The organism is Rhodococcus sp. KBW08 (assembly GCF_003852455.1).
GTDB lineage: Bacteria > Actinomycetota > Actinomycetes > Mycobacteriales > Mycobacteriaceae > Rhodococcus_F > Rhodococcus_F baikonurensis.
Window position 1 is genome coordinate 1 of the sequence record NZ_QAJJ01000039.1, and the last position, 6,743, is coordinate 6,743.

Consider the following 6,743-nt stretch of genomic DNA (forward strand, 5'->3'; position numbering starts at 1 on the left):
AGCGAAAATCAGCCCCGCCGCAGCGAGTTTCGCCCTTCGACCCCGTACAGAATCCACGCGTTCGACACCCCTCGATATGCCCCATGACGATACGACCGAAAACGCGGCTAGATCGGGAGCGGAATGAAGATCGGCTACGCGCGGGTCGGTACGGCGGAACAAGATTCGTCGATTCGGGTCGAGCTTCTCGCCAAGGAGGGAGTCGACCACGACCGGGTCTACGTCGATCACGGAATCAGCGGCCGGCAGACCCGGCGGCCCGGACTTGGCAACGCGATCGACGCTGCCCGCGATCGCGACGTCTTCTGCGTGACCAAACCTGATCGACTCTCCCGGTGCGCGAAGGACCTTCACGAGACAGTAGGGCGACTGGCAGATAGGGGTGTTGCCTTGTCGATCGACGGGAAGATCTACGACCCGGACGATCCGATGGGCAAGATGTTCATCGGAGTACTCGGACTGATGGCCGAATTCGAATCAGACCTGATCCGAAGCAGGACCCGAGATGCCGTTGCGGCCGCGGCGGCGGCAGGCAAGATGAAAGGCCGTCAGCACAAGCTCACCCCGGTAGAGCGTGCATACCTGCTGCAAACGTACGAGACCGGACAGTTCAAGATCGAAACACTATGCCGGAATACAGGTTTGAAGCGATCAGCGTTATACGCGAATATCGAGTTGGCGCGCACCGAACGGGCTGCGGAATGCCCCCGACACTCTGAAACTACCCGAGAGTGAGTCCGTCACGTCAACGCTCGACATTTTCGGTAGCACAGCGAACGAGGGTTTTCGAGGTAGCGTGGAAGCTTTCGACGACTTGTCCCGGGGGGCAGTAATTCACCACTGCCGTCGCGGCCTTCGCGGTGTGGCGATGTGTGCTCACTGTGGTTTTCACTGTTCTGCTATGCCGATGGTTCGTTTATCGGTTCTTGTGGGGGGCGGAGTTGCATGATTGGCAATGGAGTTTTGCGGCGCTGGTGAGGAGGTAGCGTTCCGCTGCGGCGTAGTCGGTGATCGATGTTCCGTCGGGCCCGGGGGTTTGGGCGATCAGGTCGAGGTACCGGCGGCGATAGAGGTATGCGTCGGGCTGGGTCAACAGGTACTCCGCGGCAGCGACGACGTCCAGGCTCGGTGCGGCGCGTCTGAGCCGGGTGCGCGCCGGCTGGTACGCAGCTCTGGCGTGTTTGGTCGGCCCGGTGGCCGTGTAGTGCCCGTCGCTGTGGTCGTCGTCTCGGGCATTGTCATTCATATCGTCGCCTTGGTGTGAATGAGCTCGACGTTGCCGTTGTAGTAGCCGAGGACACGGTGATCCATGATCCGCCGCCACAGTGGTGGTACGGCAGCGCAGACGATCATCACCGCGTACCCGGCAGGGAGTTGCGGAGCGGTTGGAGCGCTGCGCAGAGATTGGTAGCGCAGTCGCGGATTCGCGTGATGGTCGCTGTGTCGTTGTAATTGGTACAGGAACAAGTTGGACACGAGATGATCACTGTTCCAACTGTCTTCGGGCCTGGCTTTGACAAAGCTACCGTCTTGCCTTCGCACACGGAGCAATCCGTAGTGTTCAAGGTAGTTTGCGGCCTCGAGGAAAGTTATCCCGGCTAAGGCTTGCAGGAACAGCCAGGGCAATATCTGCCACCCGAATAAGGTGATCAAAGTCCCGAACAGTGCGGCGCTCAGCGACCATGCCTGCACGATGTTGTTTCGAGGCGACAGTACCGGTGAACCTTGTCGGCGCAGACGTGCCGATTCGATCAGCCACCCCGATTTCAGACCTCCGAATACGCTGCGGGGCAGGAATATCCAGAAAGATTCCCCGAAACGAGCACTGGCGGGATCGCGCGGCGTCGCAACGTTGACGTGGTGACCGTGATTGTGCTCGATGTAGAAGTGCCCGTAGAACGATTGAGCGAGCACAATTTTCGCCAACCGCCGCTCGAGGCGGCTGTTTTTGTGGCCTAGTTCGTGTGCGGCATTGATACCGACGCCCGCCACGACGCCGACGGTCATCGCCAGTGCGATTTTCTCTCCGGTTGCCATCGGGGCGTGCGACCAGCACCATGCGGCGAAGACGAGACCCCCGTATTGCAGCGGCACGAACAGGTAGGTGCACCATCGGTAGTACCGGTCATCCTGCAATTCCGCGATCACGTTGTCAGGTGGGCTGCGGCCATCGGCGCCGACTGCGACGTCGACGATCGGGATGACGAGAATCAGGATCCAGGCACCGGTCGCCCAGAACAGGCCGAGGTGTAAATGTTCGACCAGCAGCCAGGACAGGAAGGGACTCAGCGGGATCAGCAATCCCAACGGCCACCAGTAACGCTTCCGATCCCGCCATGCAGGAACGTCGACACCTGCTTCGGCGCTCGCTCGAATGTCGTCGGTGTCTGTCATCGAAACTTCTCGAGCACGGGAAAGTGGAATACGGTCATTGCTCTCCAACGGTTCGTGCGGACTTTCGAAGTGGTGTGCTGCGGCGTCTCAGGCGGTTAGGCCAGGTCGGCGAATGCGATGATGTTGTCGTTGTAACTGCGTGCGGTTTCGTCGAAGGATCCACCGCACGTGATGAGCCGGAGTCCGGGGTGGTCGAGGTCGCCGTATACAACGTCGGTGGGAAAGTCGTCCTTGGGGAAGTGTTCGACACTGGTAGCGGTGAACACTGCGCGACTTCCGTCTGCGCGGGTGACGATGATATCGGCCCCTGGTTCGAGATTTCGCAGATCGAAGAAGACCCCGTCGGTGCCTTCCCAGTCGACGTGGCCGGCGATGATTGCCGGCCCGACCTCGCCGGGGGCGGGAGCCCCGGTGTACCACCCCGCGGCCTTCCCATCCGGTGGGACCTCAAGTGCTCCATCGGTATCGAGTCCGAGATCGATGATGTCGGTATCGACGCTGATGGACGGGATTTCGAGTCGCACGGGGCGGTGGTCAGCAGTTACCGGCGCCCTTTCGGGCAGTGCAGGGTCAGTGGCGCGCGGCGCGGATGTGGTGTCTTGTCGAGGCGACGAATGTGGTTGTGAATTTCCGCTGTCGGATTGTCCACCGGCGCATCCGACCACCGTGACGAGTACTGAAACAGTAAGGGCGAGAGCCGTGATGGCTCGGCGAGTTCGCGGAGCCATCACGGAGTCTTTGTCTTTCATCTATCGACTTGTCCGACGGAGGACGAGGGCCGATATAGCCACGACGCCGAAGAAGCCGACGAGCAGGGCGATCCACCCTCCACTGGACTGGTCGGCGCGTTGGGATTGTGTGCTTCCGTCGCCGGTGTCGACCGAGCCTCGTGGTACCTGCGGTACCTGAGGGGTTCGGCCAGTTGGGGATTCGGGTCTTTCAGGTTGAGTGGTCGGGGCACTCGTTCGTGAAGCAGACGTCGTCGGGACCTGAGACGGGACGGTTACCGTCCCGGGCACAGTCGGAGGTGTTCCCGGTAGTGGCGGTAAACCGGGAATCACGGGTATGGACGGATTGTTTCGGCTGGTCGTGATGATCGGCGGTACGTCCACAGTGGTTGTAGTCGTGCCGTTCGGCCCTGGTGTGGTGGTCGTCGCTTCCACCGGTGTACCAGTCGTGGTTGTAGTCACCACCGGCGGGACCACAGTCGTGGTTGTAGTCACCTCCGGCGGCACGACCGTCGTGGTGGTTGTCGTCGTGTCGGGCGGGACGGCCGTCGTGGTGGTTGTCGTGTCGGGCGGGACCGTAGTCGTCGTAGTGGCGGTCGGGGTTGTGGTCGTGACCGGAGGCGCGCAGGTGGGGGTCGTTATGGTGTTCGTATCGAGAGTGACCGCGCCGTTGATCGCCAACAGGCGACCCTCGACGGTGGCCTCCGTGGTGGCCGTAATGTCCGTCAGCGCCAACAGGTTTCCTCGGAACACGGAATTGGTGCCGAGAGTGGCGGAGCTACCAACCTGCCAGAAAACATTGCATGCCTGCGTCCCGTTGATCAACGCGACGGTGCTCGACGACGACGTGATCAGCGTTGATCCGGCTTGGAAGACGAAGACGGCATCCGGGTCACCTTGAGCGTCGAGGGTGACGGTACCCGAGAGGGCGATCGACGAACCGGAATTGTAGACACCCGAAACCAATGTCCGACCGGTCAAGTCAGCTCCGGTCGGTTGTGTGGGGCCCTGACCGGCGAGAGTGTTGTAGGCAGTCAACACGTCGGGTTTCGCTCCCTGCGATACCGCGTCGCCACCATGGTTGGTGCCGGTGATCGTCAGGTCCGATACACCGGTGATGGTCGGCGTCGGATACGTGCCGATATCGCCACCGAGGGTTGTCGGTCCGGTGTTGGTGATTCCTGCTCCGGCAAGGACTGCAAAGGGCTCAGCGGTGCCGAGCCCGACAGCGGTCGCTTCCGCGCCGGCAGTGCCGGCCGGCAGGACGAGAATGCCGACGGAGAATACGGAAATCGTTGCAATGCCTGAGAATTGAAAGAACCGCGAGCGTCGTGTTGCGGTGGGTGCTGTCATGTTCTGTTCATCTTCGATCCTTTGAAGAAGGGACTCACGCGACGAAAGTGAGTCCGAACGTCCGCGCCGACTCCGGCGCCGGGACGTATCGATGAGCGCCCACGTAAATCCGGACATTCCGGTTATACGATGTGTGTATACGTTGTACACGCAAGACGTATTTGAAAGATAAACCAATCGGCCTGTTCTGTCAATACGTAGGCATACGGTGTATGTTTCGTGGATGATCGAAACCCCCTCGAAGCGCGTCAGCGTGGAACCGTTTCCAGTTGTAGGCCGTGAAACGTCGATCAATCGTGCCGTGGTTCTGTCGACGGCGTTGGCGATCATCGACGAGGAAGGCGTGGAAGGCCTTTCCATGCGGCGGCTCGGGAAAGCGCTCGACAGAAATCCGATGACTCTCTACCGGTATGCGGAAAACAAGGCGGCGCTGTTGGACGGGGTCGTGGAGACCGTGCTCGAACAACTGGTCGTCGATCCGTCCGATCGCGACTGGAGAGGGCAACTGCACGCGGTTGCGTATAGGTATCGCCGCCTCGCGCTCGAGCATCCCAACGTGGTCCCTTTGCTGGTCACACGGCCACTGGCGACGCCGCTCGGATTGCGTCCTCCGGGGACGCTGCGCTACCTCGAGGCGATTCTCGAACTGTTGATACACGCTGGTTTCACCCCCGCAGACGCTTTGCACATCTTCCGGGCGGTCTTCGGTTTCCTCAACGGGCACATTCTCAACGAGCTTCAAGAAATAGTCGAAAAGCCCGAGGAGACGGACGATCTGCTGCGGCTAGGCCTGCACCGGCTTCCGCTCGCCGAGTTCCCGAGGTTGCGGTCGATGGCCACGATCATGGCTCACTACGACGGACGGGACGAACTCGAGCGCGGACTGGCAATTCTTCTGGAGGGTCTGGCGACGGCTTCGCCGCCGAAGAGTGCAGAAGCCTGACCATTCAGCGTCGTCCGGCAGTGCGCCGGAGCCTGATCGTGTCGTGTGCGTGATTGACTGATCCCTACATTCCATTGCGATGTCAGCGTTCCCGCATAATCTGCGGGTCAAGCGAGTGTGCTGCGCAGGTGCGCTGTCACCACGTAGTCTATCCGGACTGTGAGTTCGACATGTTCACGCAAAGCCGATGCGGCGTGAGCAGCCCCGAGGGTGCCGGCGCACAGATTCCATACAAGTCGGTGTGTGGTGGGAGTGTCGGTGAGTTCGCCGTGGGTGATGGCGGTTTCGATGATGTCGCTGCTGCCGTCGACCCAGTGTGCAAATGCTGCGCCGTTGTTGATGGTCGGTTCGAGGGCGAGTTTCATGCCGGACCGCAGGTTGGTGTCTTCGCCGATGTGCTGTGCGAGCGAGATAAAGATCGCTGTCAGCTTCTCCCCCTGCCGTGCTGCTCGGACTGGCCGCCAGTACGTCGCTGATGGTTTCGGCGAGGGTGTGGTTCCAGCCCGAGATGAGGCGTTCGGCGATCGCCTCTTTCGATGAGAAGTGGTAGTATATCGCGCCTTTGGCGAATTTTCCGGTGTGGCTGATGGTGTTCATGCTGGTGTGGCCGTATCCGTCGGTGTCGAATTGACGGGCTGCGACGGCGATGATCGCTTCGCGTGTTCGCACTGCGCGGTCCTGCATTACTGAGTTCTTGCTGCCGGGGATGCGCCCGATCCGAGGGCGGGTTCTCGTGGTGGCAGCGCTTTCCAGGCTTTCTGGGGTGTGTGCCGATTCGTTGGGTCTGCTCACAGGAATGCTCCTTCGACCATGCGGACGGCTGCCGGGTCGGTTCCGCGCCACATCAGCAGCAGATCGTCGACTCGTTTGGTGATGGTGTGATTTTCGTCGAGGCTAACGGCAACCTGCACTGCGCCTACGAATCCGGCGCAGAGAGTGTCTGCGAGCCGAGACATGCTTTCCGCGCAGTCGAGGGCGCCGGAACGAATAGCGTCGACGGCGATCGGCGTGAGAGCGTCGGTCCACGATTCGTAGGTGGCACAGGCGCCACTGAGTGACTGATCGACGGACAGGACGAGGCCGGCGCGGATAGTCGGCTCGTTTTGGGTGCGGCGGGCGAGTTCGCGGTAGATCATCAGGACTTGTCGGTCGGCGGGTTGCCCTGTCGCTGCAGCCTTCCCCACTGTGTCGGAAACTGCAACGGACCAGCGCCGGAGCATCTCGCTCGCGATGGATTCCTTCTTCGAGAAGTTGAAGTACATCGCGCCTTTGGTGGTGTCGGAGATCGCGAGGTTGTCGTTGATGCTAGTGCCCGCGTATCCCGT

8 protein-coding genes and 1 pseudogene are annotated in these 6,743 nt (G+C 61.0%); 2 read left to right on the plus strand and 7 right to left on the minus strand.

The window, feature by feature from the left end:
• The first annotated feature begins 123 nt into the window (after positions 1–123).
• On the plus strand, positions 124–735 hold the full coding sequence (locus DBV08_RS31215; protein WP_124569949.1) for a recombinase family protein: 612 nt from the start codon (positions 124–126) through the stop codon (positions 733–735).
• A gap of 181 nt (positions 736–916) precedes the next feature.
• Here DBV08_RS31215 and DBV08_RS31220 read toward each other — a convergent pair whose 3' ends face one another.
• The 4 genes from DBV08_RS31220 to DBV08_RS31235 form a co-directional block, all read right to left on the minus strand.
• Positions 917–1,246 (minus strand): hypothetical protein, encoded by a 330-nt coding sequence (locus DBV08_RS31220; RefSeq protein WP_124569951.1) that lies wholly within the window; start codon positions 1,244–1,246, stop codon positions 917–919.
• Positions 1,243–2,394: an alkane 1-monooxygenase gene (locus tag DBV08_RS31225; protein ID WP_124569953.1), complete on the minus strand. Its 1,152-nt coding sequence runs from the start codon at positions 2,392–2,394 to the stop codon at positions 1,243–1,245. Before DBV08_RS31225 ends, DBV08_RS31220 begins: the two co-directional genes overlap by 4 nt.
• Positions 2,395–2,489: 95 nt before the next feature.
• Positions 2,490–3,143: a class F sortase gene (locus DBV08_RS31230; RefSeq protein WP_124569955.1), complete on the minus strand. Its 654-nt coding sequence runs from the start codon at positions 3,141–3,143 to the stop codon at positions 2,490–2,492.
• Positions 3,144–4,805 (minus strand): ice-binding family protein, encoded by a 1,662-nt coding sequence (locus DBV08_RS31235; protein WP_311717383.1) that lies wholly within the window; start codon positions 4,803–4,805, stop codon positions 3,144–3,146.
• Here DBV08_RS31235 and DBV08_RS31240 point away from each other — a divergent pair.
• Positions 4,699–5,418 carry a TetR/AcrR family transcriptional regulator C-terminal domain-containing protein gene (locus DBV08_RS31240; RefSeq protein WP_124569959.1) on the plus strand — a complete coding sequence of 240 codons (720 nt, stop codon included), beginning with the start codon at positions 4,699–4,701 and terminating at the stop codon, positions 5,416–5,418. The genes DBV08_RS31235 and DBV08_RS31240 overlap by 107 nt on opposite strands.
• A 107-nt stretch (positions 5,419–5,525) precedes the next feature.
• Here DBV08_RS31240 and DBV08_RS33100 read toward each other — a convergent pair whose 3' ends face one another.
• The 3 genes and pseudogenes from DBV08_RS33100 to DBV08_RS31250 form a co-directional block, all read right to left on the minus strand.
• Positions 5,526–5,783, minus strand: a complete 258-nt coding sequence (locus tag DBV08_RS33100; protein WP_260395823.1) for a hypothetical protein — start codon at positions 5,781–5,783, stop codon at positions 5,526–5,528.
• A gap of 208 nt (positions 5,784–5,991) precedes the next feature.
• A pseudogene (locus DBV08_RS33180) lies at positions 5,992–6,102 on the minus strand (TetR/AcrR family transcriptional regulator); the annotation flags it as partial.
• A 104-nt stretch (positions 6,103–6,206) separates the two neighbouring features.
• Positions 6,207–6,743, minus strand: a 537-nt coding sequence (locus tag DBV08_RS31250; protein ID WP_148090801.1) for a TetR/AcrR family transcriptional regulator, incomplete at its 5' end; no start/stop codon positions are given.

Bases quoted from the DNA above. Each gene is read 5' to 3' on its own strand.
- DBV08_RS31215 (WP_124569949.1), top strand. From the start codon at position 124: ATGAAGATCGGCTACGCGCGGGTCGGTACGGCGGAACAAGATTCGTCG.
- DBV08_RS31220 (WP_124569951.1), bottom strand. From the start codon at position 1,246: ATGAATGACAATGCCCGAGACGACGACCACAGCGACGGGCACTACACG.
- DBV08_RS31225 (WP_124569953.1), bottom strand. From the start codon at position 2,394: ATGACAGACACCGACGACATTCGAGCGAGCGCCGAAGCAGGTGTCGAC.
- DBV08_RS31230 (WP_124569955.1), bottom strand. From the start codon at position 3,143: ATGAAAGACAAAGACTCCGTGATGGCTCCGCGAACTCGCCGAGCCATC.
- DBV08_RS31240 (WP_124569959.1), top strand. From the start codon at position 4,699: ATGATCGAAACCCCCTCGAAGCGCGTCAGCGTGGAACCGTTTCCAGTT.
- DBV08_RS31235 (WP_311717383.1), bottom strand. From the start codon at position 4,805: ATGATCGCCAACGCCGTCGACAGAACCACGGCACGATTGATCGACGTT.
- DBV08_RS33100 (WP_260395823.1), bottom strand. From the start codon at position 5,783: ATGAAACTCGCCCTCGAACCGACCATCAACAACGGCGCAGCATTTGCA.